The sequence below is a fragment of the Vreelandella sulfidaeris Esulfide1 genome, assembly GCF_054072535.1.
On record NZ_CM133364.1, the window covers coordinates 3,301,986 to 3,317,051 of the forward strand.

General features: G+C 54.0%; 15 protein-coding genes and 5 tRNA genes. 12 read left to right on the forward strand and 8 right to left on the reverse strand.

Translation table 11 applies throughout. The features are described 5' to 3' along the window. Window positions 1-61 precede the first annotated feature (61 nt). Window positions 62-466, forward strand: a complete 405-nt coding sequence (locus ACW44H_RS15380) for a heme-binding protein (protein WP_457505425.1) — start codon at window positions 62-64, stop codon at window positions 464-466. A 121-nt stretch (window positions 467-587) separates the two neighbouring features. On the opposite strand, the gene ACW44H_RS15385 is transcribed toward ACW44H_RS15380, so the two are convergent. The 6 genes from ACW44H_RS15385 to ACW44H_RS15410 form a co-directional block, all read right to left on the reverse strand. Next, a tRNA-Asp gene (locus ACW44H_RS15385) sits at window positions 588-664 on the reverse strand. Between the two features lie 73 nt (window positions 665-737). Continuing rightward, window positions 738-813 (reverse strand) — tRNA-Val (locus ACW44H_RS15390). A gap of 52 nt (window positions 814-865) precedes the next feature. Further along, window positions 866-942: transfer RNA gene (locus ACW44H_RS15395), tRNA-Asp, on the reverse strand. 55 nt (window positions 943-997) lie between these two features. Next, window positions 998-1,074 (reverse strand) — tRNA-Asp (locus ACW44H_RS15400). Between the two features lie 75 nt (window positions 1,075-1,149). Continuing rightward, window positions 1,150-1,225: transfer RNA gene (locus tag ACW44H_RS15405), tRNA-Val, on the reverse strand. A gap of 100 nt (window positions 1,226-1,325) precedes the next feature. Further along, entirely contained in the window at window positions 1,326-2,105 is a 780-nt protein-coding gene (locus ACW44H_RS15410; RefSeq protein ID WP_457505426.1) for an alpha/beta fold hydrolase, read from the reverse strand. 164 nt (window positions 2,106-2,269) lie between these two features. Here ACW44H_RS15410 and ccoN point away from each other — a divergent pair, with 164 nt between their 5' ends. The 11 genes from ccoN to fnr all read left to right on the forward strand — a co-directional run bounded on the left by ccoN (window position 2,270) and on the right by fnr (window position 13,371). Further along, the gene (gene ccoN, locus ACW44H_RS15415; RefSeq protein ID WP_113269047.1) at window positions 2,270-3,694 is read left to right on the forward strand and encodes a cytochrome-c oxidase, cbb3-type subunit I; all 1,425 of its coding nucleotides are present in this window, start codon (window positions 2,270-2,272) and stop codon (window positions 3,692-3,694) included. Window positions 3,695-3,713: 19 nt separating this feature from the next. Then, entirely contained in the window at window positions 3,714-4,322 is a 609-nt protein-coding gene (gene ccoO / locus ACW44H_RS15420) for a cytochrome-c oxidase, cbb3-type subunit II (RefSeq protein WP_113269046.1), read from the forward strand. Window positions 4,323-4,325: 3 nt separating this feature from the next. Then, window positions 4,326-4,550: a cbb3-type cytochrome oxidase subunit 3 gene (locus ACW44H_RS15425; RefSeq protein WP_113269045.1), complete on the forward strand. Its 225-nt coding sequence runs from the start codon at window positions 4,326-4,328 to the stop codon at window positions 4,548-4,550. Next, window positions 4,547-5,476, forward strand: coding sequence for a cytochrome-c oxidase, cbb3-type subunit III (gene ccoP / locus ACW44H_RS15430; protein WP_113269044.1), 930 nt, complete (start codon window positions 4,547-4,549; stop codon window positions 5,474-5,476). The genes ACW44H_RS15425 and ccoP overlap by 4 nt, the downstream gene beginning before the upstream one ends. Before the next feature lie 166 nt (window positions 5,477-5,642). After that, complete coding sequence (gene ccoG / locus ACW44H_RS15435; RefSeq protein WP_113269043.1) at window positions 5,643-7,079, forward strand: cytochrome c oxidase accessory protein CcoG; 1,437 nt, start codon at window positions 5,643-5,645, stop codon at window positions 7,077-7,079. 6 nt (window positions 7,080-7,085) lie between these two features. Further along, window positions 7,086-7,625 carry a FixH family protein gene (locus tag ACW44H_RS15440; protein WP_113269042.1) on the forward strand — a complete coding sequence of 180 codons (540 nt, stop codon included), beginning with the start codon at window positions 7,086-7,088 and terminating at the stop codon, window positions 7,623-7,625. After that, on the forward strand, window positions 7,622-10,078 hold the full coding sequence (locus ACW44H_RS15445) for a heavy metal translocating P-type ATPase (protein WP_457505428.1): 2,457 nt from the start codon (window positions 7,622-7,624) through the stop codon (window positions 10,076-10,078). The genes ACW44H_RS15440 and ACW44H_RS15445 overlap by 4 nt, the downstream gene beginning before the upstream one ends. Continuing rightward, the gene (gene ccoS / locus ACW44H_RS15450; RefSeq protein WP_113269040.1) at window positions 10,075-10,320 is read left to right on the forward strand and encodes a cbb3-type cytochrome oxidase assembly protein CcoS; all 246 of its coding nucleotides are present in this window, start codon (window positions 10,075-10,077) and stop codon (window positions 10,318-10,320) included. Before ACW44H_RS15445 ends, ccoS begins: the two co-directional genes overlap by 4 nt. Continuing rightward, window positions 10,317-11,012 (forward strand): sulfite exporter TauE/SafE family protein, encoded by a 696-nt coding sequence (locus ACW44H_RS15455; protein WP_113269039.1) that lies wholly within the window; start codon window positions 10,317-10,319, stop codon window positions 11,010-11,012. The genes ccoS and ACW44H_RS15455 overlap by 4 nt, the downstream gene beginning before the upstream one ends. An 88-nt stretch (window positions 11,013-11,100) precedes the next feature. Further along, window positions 11,101-12,540 (forward strand): oxygen-independent coproporphyrinogen III oxidase, encoded by a 1,440-nt coding sequence (hemN, locus tag ACW44H_RS15460; protein WP_457505430.1) that lies wholly within the window; start codon window positions 11,101-11,103, stop codon window positions 12,538-12,540. A gap of 84 nt (window positions 12,541-12,624) precedes the next feature. Beyond that, the gene (gene fnr, locus ACW44H_RS15465) at window positions 12,625-13,371 is read left to right on the forward strand and encodes a fumarate/nitrate reduction transcriptional regulator Fnr (RefSeq protein WP_113269037.1); all 747 of its coding nucleotides are present in this window, start codon (window positions 12,625-12,627) and stop codon (window positions 13,369-13,371) included. Here fnr and ttcA read toward each other — a convergent pair. Both ttcA and ACW44H_RS15475 read right to left on the reverse strand, forming a co-directional pair. After that, complete coding sequence (ttcA, locus tag ACW44H_RS15470; RefSeq protein WP_457505432.1) at window positions 13,364-14,284, reverse strand: tRNA 2-thiocytidine(32) synthetase TtcA; 921 nt, start codon at window positions 14,282-14,284, stop codon at window positions 13,364-13,366. The two genes, fnr and ttcA, sit on opposite strands and share 8 nt — an antisense overlap. Window positions 14,285-14,409: 125 nt before the next feature. After that, on the reverse strand, window positions 14,410-15,063 hold the full coding sequence (locus tag ACW44H_RS15475) for a DNA polymerase III subunit epsilon (protein WP_457509057.1): 654 nt from the start codon (window positions 15,061-15,063) through the stop codon (window positions 14,410-14,412). Window positions 15,064-15,066: the final 3 nt, after the last annotated feature.

The following is a 15,066-nucleotide window of genomic DNA, read 5'->3' on the forward strand; positions in this document are numbered from 1 at the left end:
CCCTGGCCGCGCTGCTGGTTATTAGCGCGGCGACTCACTCCCTTGCTAAAAGGATTACACCATGCAAACAAAAGCCATTCTTGCCCAGGCCGATGTGATTAATGTACTAGACGCAGCGCAGAAAGAAGCTGATAGCAATAGCTGGCCAGTCACCATCGCGGTAACCGACGACGGTGGCCACCTGCTGGCTTTGCGCCGATTGGATGGCGCTGCCCCTTTTAGTGCCGACGTCGCCACGCAGAAAGCGCGCAGTGCTGCACTCGGTCGTAAAGAGACCCAAGTATTCGAAGAGATGATTAACGGTGGTCGCACAGCGTTTGTCTCTGCACCACTGCAGGGGCTGCTATCGGGCGGTGTGCCGATCACAGTGGACGGTCATGTGGTAGGTGCGGTCGGCATTTCGGGTGTAAAACCCGACCAGGACGTACAAGTCGCTAAAGCAGGCGTTAGTGCGATTACCGGTTAATCACTGCGCTATCTTCCACCCACGAACGTCCACACACGAAAAAGCCCGGATCATTGATCCGGGCTTTTTTGGAATTCGTTCGGCTGAGGCCGATATTACATTTTTCAATCTAAGCGCTTAATGGCGGACCGGACGAGACTCGAACTCGCGACCTCCGGCGTGACAGGCCGGCATTCTAACCGACTGAACTACCGGTCCACGTTAAGGCACTTCATCCATCCTAATGCTCAACATTTTTAAGCGGTTCAGAGCGCTCTCATCTGTTAAGCGATGGTGGGTGGTACTGGGTTCGAACCAGTGACCCCCAGCTTGTAAGGCTGGTGCTCTCCCAACTGAGCTAACCACCCAATCGATTAGCAAGTCATTATCGACTTTACCAATCTAACTTAGCCATTATCGTGGCGGACCGGACGAGACTCGAACTCGCGACCTCCGGCGTGACAGGCCGGCATTCTAACCGACTGAACTACCGGTCCGAATAGCGATAACAACTCTATAGCGACAACAACCACAAGCAGATTTATTTGATGTTGGCGGACCGGACGAGACTCGAACTCGCGACCTCCGGCGTGACAGGCCGGCATTCTAACCGACTGAACTACCGGTCCGTTATGCACATCAGATATTTATCATGCTTACTGCTACTTCAAAACGCTTCCAGACCATCTTTCAATACAGATTAATGGTGGGTGGTACTGGGTTCGAACCAGTGACCCCCAGCTTGTAAGGCTGGTGCTCTCCCAACTGAGCTAACCACCCGCTGGTCACGTGGCGCTGCATTCTACAGAAGGCTTGCTGGAAGTCAATATGCTGTGTCTAAAAACTGTTTTTAAAAACTAATTTTTTAAAAAACAGGCATTCAAACCAGCGTGTTGCTCTCTTCCTTCAGGTCTTGGCTGTAAGCGCGGACGAAGGATGCCGCAACCTGGGTGGCCTCGTCAATCAAAACCTTTTGAGTCAGCCCAGAAACGCGGCGCGGTTTGAAATCGTGATCGCCATCTTTTAACCAAGACAACTGCGCATTTGCTGGTAATGCATACCCTGCGACCTCTTCCTGTCTACCGAACGGATCTCGCTCGCCTTGTAGAACCAACATGGGGCAGGAAATGGCAGGCCAATGTTCTAAGCGCAATTTATGCGGCGTTTTAGGGGGATGAAAGGGGTAACCGGCCACCACCACGCCAGGTACCGTGCTACTCGATGGCTCTCTGGCTAGCTGTTGGCTGGCAAATAGGGTCGCCACGCGTCCGCCCATCGACTTCCCCCCAATCCACAGCGGCCCTTCAAACAGAGAATCAAGTAGCGCATACCACTCGGCAAACTGAGCAAGGGTCTGGGCGATAGGTGGCGGAGGTCGGCGTTTGCCGGTTTCCTGCATTTGTTGCATATAGGGAAAATCAATACACAAAACTTGAATTCCCCTGTCAGCCAAAGAGGTGACAAATTGACGCATGAAGAATGACTGCTGACCAGCCCCTGCGCCATGGGCAAACAACAAACGACCGAACTTAGCATGTCCATGGACGGCTAACGGCCCCATGCCTTGCACCAAGAAACAGCCACTTGAAGGGTATTTAAGCCTGTCTTTTAACACCTGAGGAGATACCTCAGCATAGCCCGACAAGAGGTAATGGGACACGCATTGCTCCTGATTATTCAGTGTTTAACTAATTGGCATGTTCAGCTTAAGCCTCGGCTGCGCTAGAATCCTGGTCGGAACTTGACCTGCATCATCAAGCGGGTGGCCGCACTCGTGCAGAATGTCACGGGTTACCCCCTAACCGCGTTCGATGGGAACATGAAATGAGCACAGCATTTGAACACCCGACCTACAACTACAAGGTAGTTCGGCAGTTCGCGATTATGACCGTTGTGTGGGGCATAGTGGGAATGACTATCGGTGTCATACTCGCCTCGCAACTGGTTTGGCCGGAACTGAATCTTGGCTTACCTTGGACTAGCTTTGGGCGCCTGCGTCCTTTGCACACTAACGCCGTTATTTTCGCCTTTGGCGGTTCGGCACTCTTTGCCACGTCGTACTACGTTGTCCAGCGCACCTGTCAGACACGGCTTTTCTCTGACAAGTTAGCGGCCTTTACGTTCTGGGGCTGGCAAGCCGTCATTATCTCAGCGGTAGTGTCGCTCCCCATGGGTTACACCACTACCAAGGAGTACGCTGAGCTTGAGTGGCCGATCAATATCTTGATCGCTGTTGTCTGGATCAGTTATGCCATTGTGTTCCTAATGACGATCAAAAAACGCACCACATCGCATATTTATGTGGCGAACTGGTTCTTTGCGGCGTTTATTTTGACCGTTGCGGTGCTGCACATCGTTAACAATGCGGCCATCCCTGTCGGTCCGATGTACTCTACCTCGATCTACGCAGGTGCCGTGGATGCCATGGTGCAGTGGTGGTACGGCCATAATGCGGTGGGCTTCTTCCTGACCGCAGGCTTCCTGGGCATGATGTATTACTTCGTACCCAAGCAGGCGGAACGTCCGATTTACTCGTACCGCCTGTCTATTGTCCACTTCTGGGCATTGATCATGATCTATATGTGGGCTGGCCCGCACCACCTGCACTACACCGCGCTGCCTAATTGGGCACAATCGCTGGGCATGGTAATGTCGATCATTCTGCTGGCTCCCTCCTGGGGCGGCATGATCAACGGCATGATGACCCTAACAGGCGCATGGCATAAGCTGCGTACGGACCCGACATTGCGCTTCCTCGTGGTTGCCCTGTCGTTCTACGGCATGTCCACGTTTGAAGGCCCGATGATGGCAATTAAAACCGTCAATGCGCTTTCACACTACACCGACTGGACCATTGGTCACGTACACGCTGGTGCGCTCGGCTGGGTGGCAATGATCACTATCGGCTCGATGTATCACTTGATCCCGCGGGTTTTCGGACGCACCGAAATGCACTCTGTCAATCTGATTGCGGTGCACTTCTGGCTAGCCACCATCGGCACTGTGCTGTACATCGCCTCCATGTGGGTGAACGGTATTATGCAGGGCCTAATGTGGCGTGCGATCAACCCTGACGGCACTCTGATGTACACCTTTATCGAATCCGTCGAAGCTAGCGCCCCGGGATACTTTGTACGTCTTATCGGCGGCCTCTTCTGGGTCACCGGCATGCTGATCATGGCGTTCAACGTTTACATGACCGTTAAGCGTCGTGAGGCCATCAGCCATTCAGCGCCACAAGCTGCTTAAACCGGGGAAGTTGAGACCAATGAAACACGAGATTGTCGAAAAAAACGTTGGCCTACTTGCCGTGTTGATCCTTGTCGTGATCAGTTTCGGCGGCTTGGCTGAGGTGGTTCCGCTGTTATTTCAGAAGCAGACCAACGAGCCGATTGAAGGCCTTGAGCCGCTGACGGCGCTGGAGCTGGAAGGCCGTGATGTCTACCGCCGCGAAGGCTGCGTAGGCTGTCACTCGCAAATGGTGCGTCCCTTCCGCGCTGAAACCGAGCGCTACGGCCATTACAGCGTCGCTGGCGAGCAAGTATACGAGCACAATTTTCTCTGGGGCTCCAAACGTACCGGGCCGGATTTAGCCCGAGTAGGCGGCCGCTATAGTGACGATTGGCACCGTGCTCACCTCTACAACCCACGCGATGTAGTCCCCGAATCCGTCATGCCGCCCTACCCATGGCTGTTTGAAAATACCATTGATGGCGAAGACACGCCGGACAAGATGCGCACACTGCGTCAACTGGGCGTGCCGTATACTGACGAAGATATCGCCACCGCTACTGAAGATGTACGCGGCACCCAGGAGATCACCGCCCTGGTCGCTTACTTACAGCAGCTCGGAACTGTGCTTGAGGGAACTCGTTAAGTTATGGATACGGGAACTTTTCGCGGCATCATCACGCTGATCTTGATTTTCGCTTTTATCGGCATTGCCATATGGGCGTACTCCAAGCGGCGCAAGCCAGATTTCGACGAAGCGGCTAATTTGCCCTTCGCCGATGACGATGAGCCACCGACCAGTGATAAGCACTCTTCGTATGAAAGCGACAGCGAAGCGCATTCCCGCGAAGACAGGGGAGATAAGAAGTTATGAGTAATTTGTGGGGAGACTCCCTATCAGGTTTCTGGAGCGCCTGGATTATTATCATTACGCTGGGCACCATTGCGCTGAGCGTATGGATACTGCTGGCCAACCGGCGTACTGATAAAACACCTGACGCGGAAGGTAACGTAGAAACCACTGGGCACGCTGCTGATGGTATCGAAGAGTACGACAATCCACTGCCAAAGTGGTGGTTCCAACTCTTCGTCCTGACGGTGGTCTTTGCGCTGGGCTATCTCGTTCTTTATCCCGGTCTGGGTAACTACGCGGGTGTGCTGGGTTGGTCGCAGGAAGGCCAGTGGGAGGAAGAAGTCGCTCAGGCTGAGGAACGCTTTACACCCATTTTTGCCCAGTATGAGGAAGTACCTATTCCTGAGCTTGCTGAAGATCCCGATGCAATGCAGGTGGCCGAACGCATTTTCCAGAATAACTGCGCGGTATGCCACGGCTCGAATGCACAAGGTGGCTACGGCTTTCCTAACCTAACCGATGATGATTGGTTATATGGCGGTGAGCCCGATGATATTGTACAAACGCTAAACAATGGCCGTAATGGCCTGATGCCTTCCTGGCAGCAGTTGGGTGAGGAAAATATAGAAAACCTCACTCAATACGTGCTCTCGCTCTCTAATGAAGAACATGACGAAGCGCGTGCCGAACAGGGTGAAAGCACATTTGGCGCAGTGTGTGCAGCCTGCCACGGCCCCAGTGGCACCGGCAACACGGCACTCGGGGCGCCTAATTTAACCGACAACACCTGGCTCTACCTGTCACCTGTTCAAAACGTGGGTGACTCCATCCGCCAGACGCTACGTAATGGGCGTAATGGTCACATGCCGGCGCAAGCGGCCTACATTGGCGAAGAGCGCGTCCATTTGGTCGCCGCCTACGTGTATAGCCTGCGCTTCGCGGACTGACTAACCGCTGGCGAATAGAGATAAACGTCAGCAACGCTAACCAAGCAAGGGTGCGGCCCCAAACCGCACCCTTTCTTTATGCATAAACCGATACAATATTGACCTTGCATCGTTTTTACGAGACTGGGGTGCAACCTCTCCTGCCTTCTGAGCCGGGAATACCGCGATGGAAAAGATACCAAGCCAAGACGTCACGCCGAATCCGGTGGGGCACCATACCCCGCAAACCGCAGTTACTCAGGAAATGTACGCCAAAAGACGCCACATTTATGTGCGCGAAATCAAAGGCTTTTTCCAGAAGTTACGGCGCAGTGCCAATTGGGCGCTAATGCTGGCGTTTTTTCTCTTTCCTTGGATTAATATCGGTGGCCAGCCGTTAATTCTGTTCGACCTGCCTAACCGTGAATTCCATATTTTTACTGCGACGTTCTATCCACAGGAATTCATTCTGCTGTCGTGGCTGCTGATCATCTGCGCCTTCGGATTGTTTTTTATTACCGTTTTTGCTGGCCGGGTATGGTGCGGTTATACCTGCCCGCAAAGCGTTTGGACGTTTTTGTTTATCTGGCTTGAACATCGTATTGAGGGCTCACGCAATCGGCGTATCAAGCTCGACAACCAGCCGATGACTGCCGAAAAAGCGTGGCGTAAAAGCGCTAAGCACGCTGCTTGGCTACTGATTGCACTCGCTACGGGCATCACCTTTGTAGGTTACTTCACCCCTATACGTGATTTAGTGACCGAATTACCCACCTTTGAAGCCCATGGCTGGTCCTATTTTTGGGTAGGCTTTTTTCTGGTATTTACCTACTTAAACGCGGGTTGGCTGCGCGAACAGGTATGCATCTATATGTGCCCCTATGCGCGTTTTCAGTCGGTTATGTTTGACCGCAACACGCTGATCGTTTCCTACGACCAAGCGCGTGGTGAACCGCGAGGACATCGCAAAAAAAGCCTAAGTCATCAACAGGCCCGAGAGGCAGGCTATGGTGACTGCATCGATTGTGATCTTTGCGTTCAAGTGTGTCCCACCGGCATCGATATACGCGACGGGCTTCAGTTTGAGTGTATTAGTTGCGCCGCTTGTATCGACGCCTGCGATAGCGTGATGGACAAGATGGGCTACCCACGGGGCTTGGTGCGTTATACCACCGAAAATGCTCTTGAAGGGCAAAAAAGCCGTATAATACGACCTCGCTTGCTAGGTTACTTCGCAGCGTTAGTGCTGATGATGGGCACCTTTGCCTGGGCGATTAATGACCGTATGCCACTCAATTTTGATGCTGAGCGCGAACGCACCCAGCTCTACCAAACGACCCGCGACGGCCTAATCAGCAATGTCTTCACCCTGTCCGTTCGCAATCTTGATGATCAAGACCACACTTACCAGCTAACCGTAGCAGGGTTACCCAGCTTAACGTTGGATAGCAATACGATTAATGTGCCCGCAGGAGAATCGCGTTTAAAGGTTGTCACCGTGACGGCTAACCCCGACGATCTGCAGCAACCCAGCCACAATATTGTATTCTCGCTACAGGCTCAGCAAAACGAGCGTATTCGCCTTGAGCGTGAAACCAGCTTCCTGGGCGACATTAGGAGATAAGCGATTATGTCATCCCCCTCGTTACCCTCTAAAGATAAGGTAACTCCTTGGTACAAGCAGTTTTGGCCGTGGTTTTTAATCGGCCTTCTATTTTCTTCGATTATCGTCAGCACTAGCTTTGCCGTTATGTCGATCAAAAGCTACGACGGCATGGTTGTTCAGGAGGATTATTACGAGCATGGTAAAGCCATCAATATGGTACTTGCCAAACAAGAGCAGGCACGCGCACTGAACTTAACTGCCGATCTTCGTATCGATCCGCTGACCAGCGATATTGTGGTTGATTTGAGCGGCGATGCGCGCCCGGAAATGCTCTATTTAGATCTTATCTTCCCTACCGAAGATAACCGTGACCAATCATTCATACTTGAGCATGTGCGTGACGGCCGCTATATCACCCAGGGCCCCGACAATCTGCGCTATCGCTGGTATCTGCAGATACAGCCTGCGCTGGAAGATGCCGACTGGCGGCTTAACGGGGAGGCCACGTTTCCCAATGAAAATAGCGTCGCGCTACTGCCGGGAGGGCGCAAAGAAAGCGAATGAACAACGCCGTGCCTGCCTCTGACTGCTATCACTGCGGTAATCCAGTACCCACTGCAGCACCCTGGACGATTACCCTGGATGAACATACCCACCCGCTTTGCTGCCCCGGCTGCGAGGCGGTGGCCCATGCCATCGTCGACGGCGGGCTGGAGAGTTACTACCGTTACCGCACCGAACTTCCCGAACGCCCGGATGAACGCCAGGCCGCTAAAGCGGATACTTGGTCAGTGTTTGACGACCCCGGCCTGCAGGCGCAATTTGTTCACCCCGATGGCGATGAAGGCAACGTAAAAGCGACCCTTGCCATTGAAGGCATCACCTGTGCCGCCTGTGCGTGGCTGATCGAACACCGCCTGAATGCCCTACCCGGGGTTACCTCCAGCGCGGTGAATTTAACCCATCATCGCCTGCGCGTGAGCTGGAACCCGCAGCAGTTAAAACTTTCCCAACTGTTGGCCGAACTGGCGGCCATTGGTTATGACGCCCAGCCTTACGAACCTGATCAAGCCCAGGCGCGCATGCAGTATGAAGAGCGTATGAACGTACGGCGGCTGATTATTGCCGCGGTAGGCATGATGCAGGTGATGATGTTTTCGATCCCTATCTATGTCTCTGGCCCCGGTGAAATCAGCGACGACTTCTACGCGCTGTTTCACTGGCTTTCGTTTGCACTGGCCACGCCGGTCGTATTTTTCTCCGCCCAGCCGTTTTTCCGCAATGCGCTGCGTGACCTGCGCACAGGTGTATTAGGCATGGATGTGCCGGTGTCATTGGCGATTGGTGGTGCTTACCTTGCCAGCAGTTATGCAGTGCTGTTTAACGTAGGCGAGGTGTATTTTGATTCGGTCGCCATGTTCACCTTCTTTTTGCTGTTCGGGCGCTACGTGGAAAGCCGCGCCAGACGACGCAGCGGGCATAGCGGCAATGCGCTCAGTGGCGTACTGCCAATTTCGGCCACACGACTGGAAGAGGACGGCAGCGAGCGCATTCTGCCTGCCAGCGAACTCGCCCCAGACGATCGCGTATTGATCAAGCCCGGCCACGGTGTGCCTGCCGATGGTGTGATTGAAGAAGGCGAATCAAGCCTGGATGAATCAATGCTTACTGGCGAATATCTACCGGTGACGCGCCGAGTGGGTGATCGTATTATCGGCGGCAGTCAAAACATGGAAAACCCTCTAGTGATTAGGGTTACCCACGCCGGAAAAGACGCTCAAGTGGCTGGCATTGTTGACCTTACCGACCGTGCGTTTGCCAGCCGTCCGCGGCTGGCCCAGATGGCTGCGCGCATGGCCCATCTATTTGTCCTACGACTGCTGGTGGTGACGGCGTGCGTCACTATCGCCTGGTGGTTTATCGACCCTTCGCGGGTGCTATGGGTGCTGCTTTCAGTGCTGGTCGTCACTTGCCCCTGCGCCCTGGCGTTGGCGACACCTGCGGCATTGACCGCGGGCCACGGCCAGCTGCGTAAACGCGGCGTCTTGATCACCCGCGCCGATGCCATGGAGACACTCTCCAACGTTACCCGGGTCATTTTCGATAAAACAGGCACTCTGACCCGCGGCGAAATGCACGTTACCCAGATCAAACCATTCGGTGAACTAACCGTTGAGCGTGCCCAAGCGATTGCCGCCGCCCTTGAGGCTCACTCGGAACATCCTATAGCCCGCGCCTTTCGCCCTTTCCGTGATGCGACGCTCCAGGCCAGGGACATTCACAGCTATACTGGGCAAGGGTTAGAAGGAACTTTAGAGGGTGTTCGGTGGCGGCTGGGCAAACCTGAATTTGCGGCCCATGAGCCTATCGCGGCACCTGCCAAGGGGCAGTGGCTGCTACTTAGCGAAGATGGCAAGCCCCGCGCCTGGTTTGGCCTGCATGACGGCATTAGAGATGATGCCGCCGCGACAGTTGACGCCCTCCACGCCCAAGGGTTCAGCGTGGAGCTGCTTTCCGGCGATACGGAAGACGCCGTCGAAAGCCTGGCCAGCCAACTTGGTATTGCAACCTGGCATTCAGGCACCAGCCCGGAGGGTAAGTTAGCTCGGCTGAAAGAGCTTCAAGCTGCCGGCGAAACCGTACTCATGGTTGGTGATGGTATCAACGATGTGCCGGTCTTGGCCGGTGCCGATGTAGCGATTGCTATGAATGGCGCAACGGACTTGGCCCGTACTCGTGCCGATGCGATATTGCTTAGTCCGCGTCTGATGCGGATTTTTGAAGCTATCGAGATTTCCCGCGCTACCCGGCGTATCATGCGCCAAAATATGATCTGGTCTGTGTGCTATAACTTTTCGGCACTACCGCTGGCAGCAATGGGGTTAGTGCCTCCCTGGCTAGCCGCCATTGGCATGTCGCTAAGTTCGCTCGTGGTGGTCGGTAATGCCCTGCGGCTATCACGCTGGCGCGCCCAACCCGCTACTTCGCTTAGCGCTTCAAACCCGGTAACTGCATGACGATTCTGTATCTACTCATTCCGCTCTCACTGATTTTACTCGGCCTCGCCGTCTGGGCATTTTTCTGGGCGGTTAAAAATGATCAGTTCGACGACCTGGAAGGGCCCGCGCACCGTATTTTGTTTGATGAGGATGAGAACGACCTCAGCCCCGAACAGCGTCGCCAGCGGCAGCAAGCCAAGAACAAGCCTGTTGCACCTTCAGATGCGCCCCCACCCGACGACCAAGAGCCCCGATTATGAACCCAACGGGCCTTGATCTGCCGCCGCTATTAGCGGCGTTTGTATTTGGCTTGATGGGCGGCGCTCACTGCATTGGCATGTGCGGCGGTATTATGAGCGCACTCACCTTCGCGGTGCCTCCCAGCATGCGTCATCCGGCACGGTTGGGCGGCCTGTTGCTCAGCTATAACGCCGGTCGTATCACTAGCTATATGAGCGCAGGTGCGCTGGTTGCGCTACTAGGCACGCTGTTTTCTCTTTCAGCTACCGCTAGGTTATTACTCCAGGTTTTTGCCGCGCTGATGCTCATCTTAATGGCGCTGTATATTGCCAACTGGTGGAAGGGGCTGCTCAAAATCGAAGCCGTTGGCCGCCGCCTATGGCGCTTTCTTGAGCCTATAGGGCGGCGCTTAATGCCCGTTGTGCACCTTCCCCAAGCCTTCGCGCTGGGTGCCGTGTGGGGCTGGCTGCCCTGCGGGCTGGTTTACTCCATGCTGGCCTGGAGTTTAGCGATTGCCGACCCATTGCAAGGGGCACTGCTAATGGGCGCCTTTGGGCTTGGTACATTGCCCGCGTTATTAGCGACTGGACTTGCTGCGCGCCAGTTAAGCCATCTCATACGTCACCCTGCAACACGCAGCGTAGCCGCGTTAACCATTATCACCTTTGCGCTTTGGCAGCTTTGGACCCTCACAACACATAATCTTCACTAACATGATATGGCTCAACGTTTAGTGCGTATCGGCGAGTTAGGCTGGCATTAAAGTTTTAACGCCACTTTTAACGCCGGAGCGACACTTCATGCCCGTTCATGCCTTTGCGGCTTCTTCTATGATCACTTCAACCAAGGCCAGGCCAGCCACCGGGCAGACAGGTTGGGATGAAGCTTTACTACGCCGCTACGATACCAGCGGCCCGCGCTACACCTCCTACCCCACGGCACTGTCGTTTCATAACCAATTTACCCCTAGTGATTTGACCCAGGCGCTAGAGCGCAGCAATACCAGCAAGCGTTCACTCTCGCTGTATGTGCACATCCCTTTCTGCCGAAAAATCTGCTTCTACTGCGCCTGTAATAAAATCGCCACCAAGAATACCGCTCTGGCTGAACCCTACTTAGCCCGACTCGACCGCGAAATGGTACTGACCGCCCGCCACTTAGATACCACAAGGCCGGTTGAGCAGTTACATTGGGGAGGCGGTACACCCACATTTCTCAGTTTGAATCAGATGGGCGATCTGATTGATCGTTTGGATGCGCGTTTTGGGCTTTCGTCATCTCCAAATCGCGATTACGCGATTGAAATAGATCCTCGCGAAGCGGATGTGTTCACGCTGCGCCATCTTGAGTCACTCGGCTTTAATCGCATCAGTCTGGGCGTGCAAGATTTAAACCCGCTGGTGCAGAAGGCCATTAACCGCATTCAGCCTAGAATACTCACCGAAACGCTGATGGATGAAGCGCATCGATTGGGTTTTAGGTCTTTGAATCTTGATTTGATTTATGGCCTGCCGTTTCAAACTGAAAAGAGCTTTGCTGACACCTTGCGCCAGGTAATTGAGCTGAACCCCGCACGGCTTTCTGTGTTTAATTACGCCCATATGCCTGATCGCTTCCCCCCTCAGCGGCGCATTAATGTCGATGACTTGCCAGGCGGCGAAGAGAAGCTGGCGATTCTTCGTACCACTATTGAAATGCTCACCGCGGCGGGTTATGTACATATAGGTATGGATCACTTTGCCCGTCCTGACGACAGCTTAGCCATTGCCCAGCGTGAAGGCTCGCTACAGCGCAACTTCCAGGGCTACTCCAGCCATGCTCAGTGTGACTTGATTGGCCTTGGCGTTTCGGCTATTTCTCGCATTGATGATATCTATGCGCAAAATCCTAGCGATCTGACACGCTACGAAGCGTCGCTGGATCAGGGGCAGCTTGCCACAGTGCGCGGCATACGCTTAAGTGATGACGACCTGATCCGGCGAGACGTGATTGAGCGGCTGATGTGCGATATGCGTATTGATTTGGCCACGGTTAGTCAACGCTGGAACATTGATGCTCCGCGCTACTTTGCGCCAGCACTTGAACATCTGCAAAGCGCCGAGCAAGATGGTCTGCTAACGCGAAGCGGCGATCAACTAAGCGCTACCCCCATTGGCCGACTGCTAATTCGCCATATAGCGATGGCGTTTGATGCTCACCTGCCGCAGCAAACGGGCCAAGGCTACTCAAAGATTGTTTAATAATCTTTAAGCAGGCATGCCAAAGCTATTATAATAAGTAAGGTTTTTCTAATCGATAAGCGGCACTCACTCAAGGAGCAACGCATGCTGGAATCCATGAGCCCCAGACGCTCGCTACTCCACGAAGCTCGCTGCCAAACCTGCAGCTTGAGTTCACTGTGCTTGCCGCTTGCCCTTGAACTGGACGACATGGGACAGTTCGATGCCATTATTCGCCGCCGTGCGCCGCTGAAAAAAGGCGCGCTACTGTTTCGCCAGGGAGATGCCTTTACCAGTGTTTACGCGGTACGTTCAGGCAGCCTGAAACAAGTCACATCAGAAGGGAACGGCAGCGAGCAACTGACCAATTTCTATCTACCTAGTGAATTGGTCGGGCTAGATGGGATTGATGAAGAGCAATATCCCGGGAGCGTAATCGCCCTGGAAACGACCACGGTTTGCGAAATCCCCTTTGATCGCCTGGATTTACTGTCAGAAGAGTTGCCCGAACTACGTGGCCAGCTGTATCGCAGCATGAGCAAAGAATTACGCGACGACCGGCGCATGATGCGCCTGTTATCACGTAAAACCGCTGACCAGCGGCTGGCAAGCTTTTTGATTACGCTTTCAGATCGTTTTCGTCGGCGGGGTTACTCGCCTTACAGCTTTCGCCTTTCAATGCCCAGAGCCGATATCGGCAACTACCTAGGGCTGGCGGTGGAAACGGTCAGCCGCATCTTAAGCCGCCTTCAGCAGCAGAATGTAGTGGCGGTTTCGGGGCGAGAGGTTAACATTCTGGACATGCAGCGTTTGATAACTCTCGCCGAAGAAGAGCAGCAAACGGTTAGCTGACGTTAAACGCCTGGATTCGCCCGGCCAGTAACTCTGCCTGCTTGGCCTCTAAACCTGCAAAATCGAACAGATTGCGGTCTGCCAGTTGGGAAGGCGCGATATTGGTGACGGCTTTAAACATGCTTTCCAGGCGGCCGGGGAATTTTTTATCCCATTCAGCGAGCATCTCTTTGACTACTTGGCGCTGCATATTAGGCTGGGAACCACAAAGATTGCAGGGAATAATCGGGAATTCCATCAACCGAGAAAACTCAGCAATATCCGCCTCTTTACAATAAGCCAAAGGCCGAATAACGATATTCTTGCCATCATCGGAGAGCAGCTTGGGCGGCATCGCTTTCAGGTTGCCCCCAAAGAACATATTGAGAAACAACGTTTCAAGAATATCTTCGCGGTGGTGACCAAGAGCAATTTTATTGGCGCCAATCTCTTCTGCAAAGCCATACAGCGAGCCGCGCCGCAGGCGTGAACAGAGCGCACAGGTGGTTTTGCCTTCTGGGGTTTTCTCCTTTACTACCGAGTAGGTATCACGTTCGACAATATGATATTCAACGCCCTGCTTATCCAGATAACTAGGCAGCACGTGCTCGGGAAATCCCGGCTGCTTTTGGTCTAAATTGACCGCCACCAGTGAAAAGTTGATCGGTGCATTGCGCTGCAAGTTGCGCAAAATCTCCAGCATCGTGTAGCTGTCTTTACCACCGGAGAGGCATACCATGACGCGATCGCCTTCATTGATCATTTGGTAATCAATAATCGCATTGCCCACTTCTCGGCGCAGGCGCTTTTGCAACTTGTTAAATTCACGCTTCTGCTTGGCGTCAGCCAGCTCAGGCTGGCCTTGCGCCGGAGCAGCGGGGGCGGCTGCTAAAGTGTCAAGGTGAGCAGGGTCAAAATGATTGAGAGATTGCATGGTATAGGCACTGCCGAGTGTGAAAGGCGCTAGAGCGGAAAAAGTAGGCGCTATTCTAACAACACTCAGCGCCCGACCCAACTTTCTGTCTCTAAGAGCCCTCTGTCTCTAAGTGCCCTCTGTCTCTAAGCGGCCTCAGCCATCGTGCGCTGCAGTCGCATATAGAGTAGTGCGCTGGCTGTCGCCTCGCCTAACACACTCTGCATCCCTAAGGCGGGAACTTTCCAGCACGTCAGCGCCTGAGCAAAGCTGCTGGGCGCGTCGATCTCTGGATGCAAGCGGCGCAGCCGGCGTTGATGCAGCTTGGCCACATCGATCTGGGCATTAGGCAGTGAAAAGCCCAACTGCTTACTCAGCAGCGCATTCAATGCGCTAATGCGCGGCTCTAATTTCCAGCCGATAATCGGTCGATTGCCAATGAATTCCACTAACGCGCTTAAGTTATCCCTGTTAGGTGGCATTACTTCCCCTGCTTGGCATAGCAAGTGGTGACGGCGCAGCGTTGCACTCTCGGGCTGCCTCGCACAACCTAAGGTGATTACAAAAGCGCGACTGGTGCGCACTTGCTGTTGGCTCATCGCCACCGCCGCCAAGCTAATCACTGGTGAAGTGGGTGTAGGCATTGCAGTGCAGGCAAGCGCTACTAGCTCTTCACCCATATAGGGCTGAAACAGCCAGGCATAGGGAGAATCCGCACAGCGTCGCCGGTCACTTTCACGACGCATTAGGGTACGCAGTGAGCCACTAAATAACGCCACGTGCCGATCTAACAACCGCATTCC

Excerpts from the sequence above, each read along its gene's own strand:
- ACW44H_RS15455 (WP_113269039.1), top strand. The coding sequence starts at position 10,317 with ATGAACCCAACGGGCCTTGATCTGCCGCCGCTATTAGCGGCGTTTGTA.
- fnr (WP_113269037.1), top strand. The coding sequence starts at position 12,625 with ATGCTGGAATCCATGAGCCCCAGACGCTCGCTACTCCACGAAGCTCGC.
- ACW44H_RS15475 (WP_457509057.1), bottom strand. The coding sequence starts at position 15,063 with ATGCGGTTGTTAGATCGGCACGTGGCGTTATTTAGTGGCTCACTGCGT.
- ccoO (WP_113269046.1), top strand. The coding sequence starts at position 3,714 with ATGAAACACGAGATTGTCGAAAAAAACGTTGGCCTACTTGCCGTGTTG.
- ttcA (WP_457505432.1), bottom strand. The coding sequence starts at position 14,284 with ATGCAATCTCTCAATCATTTTGACCCTGCTCACCTTGACACTTTAGCA.
- ccoP (WP_113269044.1), top strand. The coding sequence starts at position 4,547 with ATGAGTAATTTGTGGGGAGACTCCCTATCAGGTTTCTGGAGCGCCTGG.
- ACW44H_RS15440 (WP_113269042.1), top strand. The coding sequence starts at position 7,086 with ATGTCATCCCCCTCGTTACCCTCTAAAGATAAGGTAACTCCTTGGTAC.
- ccoG (WP_113269043.1), top strand. The coding sequence starts at position 5,643 with ATGGAAAAGATACCAAGCCAAGACGTCACGCCGAATCCGGTGGGGCAC.
- ACW44H_RS15425 (WP_113269045.1), top strand. The coding sequence starts at position 4,326 with ATGGATACGGGAACTTTTCGCGGCATCATCACGCTGATCTTGATTTTC.
- ccoS (WP_113269040.1), top strand. The coding sequence starts at position 10,075 with ATGACGATTCTGTATCTACTCATTCCGCTCTCACTGATTTTACTCGGC.
- hemN (WP_457505430.1), top strand. The coding sequence starts at position 11,101 with ATGCCCGTTCATGCCTTTGCGGCTTCTTCTATGATCACTTCAACCAAG.
- ACW44H_RS15380 (WP_457505425.1), top strand. The coding sequence starts at position 62 with ATGCAAACAAAAGCCATTCTTGCCCAGGCCGATGTGATTAATGTACTA.
- ccoN (WP_113269047.1), top strand. The coding sequence starts at position 2,270 with ATGAGCACAGCATTTGAACACCCGACCTACAACTACAAGGTAGTTCGG.
- ACW44H_RS15445 (WP_457505428.1), top strand. The coding sequence starts at position 7,622 with ATGAACAACGCCGTGCCTGCCTCTGACTGCTATCACTGCGGTAATCCA.